Raw genomic sequence first — 324 nt, forward strand, 5'->3', positions numbered from 1 at the left:
ATTGGACAGTCGCTGTCGCGCAATAGCGCGGTGGAGGAAAGTCCGGGCTCCATAGGGCAGAGTGCCAGGTAACGCCTGGGAGGCGCGAGCCTACGGAAAGTGCCACAGAAAATAACCGCCTAAGCGCAACAGCGCCGGTAAGGGTGAAAAGGTGCGGTAAGAGCGCACCGCACGGCTGGCAACAGTGCGTGGCTAGGTAAACCCCACTCGGAGCAAGACCAAATAGGAATCCATTGGCGCGGCCCGCGTTGGATTCGGGTAGGTCGCTTGAGGCGTACAGTGATGTGCGTCCCAGAGGAATGGCTGTCCTCGACAGAACCCGGC

At 60.5% G+C, this 324-nt stretch carries 1 other RNA gene; it reads left to right on the forward strand.

From position 1 onward, the window contains the following. Window positions 1-4 precede the first annotated feature (4 nt). Window positions 5-324, forward strand: an RNA gene (rnpB, locus tag NAC44_RS21175) — RNase P RNA component class A.

It is taken from the genome of Allorhizobium sonneratiae (genome assembly GCF_023700755.1).
Classification (GTDB): Bacteria; Pseudomonadota; Alphaproteobacteria; order Rhizobiales; family Rhizobiaceae; genus Allorhizobium; species Allorhizobium sonneratiae.